The following is a 720-nucleotide window of genomic DNA, read 5'->3' as shown; positions in this document are numbered from 1 at the left end:
TCATACGCTCACGCGGGGCCGGGCCCGGGGCCGTGTTCGAGTCCGGACCCGCGTTCGGGTCTGGGGCGGTCTCGGCTGCCTCGGCGCCGGTGTCGGGTGGCGGCGAGGTCGGTGCGGCGTCGGTGGCTTCGGCGGCGTTGCGGGCGGCGGTGCGGGCGCGTTCGCGGGCCAGGCGTTGGGCGCGGCGGGCGAAGTAGGTCGCCTCGTCCAGGACCCCGGTCCCGTAGACGGGGCTGGGGTTGCGGCGTTGCTGACGCGCCCAGGCATCGGCCTCGTCGCGTTGTTGTTCGCGTCGGTACTGGGCCAGCGGCCCGTCGGGGCGGGTGAGCATGACGGTGCCGTCGGGGGTGGTCACGATCAGGGTGCCGTCGGGCTGGAGCCTGTAGGTCCAGTCGGAGAACGTTTTGAACCGGTGGTGGCGCCGGCATTGGGCCACCAGGTTCGCCTCGATGGTCTGGCCACCGGCGGCGGGGTCGGCGTGGTTGAACGGCACCACATGATCCAGGTCACAATCATCAGCGGGGATCGTGCACCCGGGGTGGCGGCAGGTGCCGTCGCGGAGCCGGACACGGCGCGCCAACTGGGCACCGGGCCGGTATCTCAGGGCGGCGTCGGTGTCGTCGGCGGCGCCGATGCGGGGATCGACCTGCTCGAAGGTGGCCCCATCCGAGGTGGCGAGCATTTCCAGCAGGGTCTGCAGGGCGGCTTCGCCGGTGCGGG

General features: G+C 73.1%; 1 protein-coding gene. It reads right to left on the bottom strand.

Features of this window, described 5'->3' with window-relative positions; translation table 11 throughout:
- A partial coding sequence (locus DPA01S_RS17135; protein WP_198150857.1) for an HNH endonuclease signature motif containing protein occupies positions 1-720 on the bottom strand: 720 nt, incomplete at both ends.

The sequence above is a fragment of the Dietzia papillomatosis NBRC 105045 genome (assembly GCF_001570845.1).
GTDB classification, from domain to species: Bacteria; Actinomycetota; Actinomycetes; order Mycobacteriales; family Mycobacteriaceae; genus Dietzia; species Dietzia cinnamea.
Note: the sequence above shows the minus strand (reverse complement) of the source record. Positions and strands in the feature narration are given on the sequence as shown.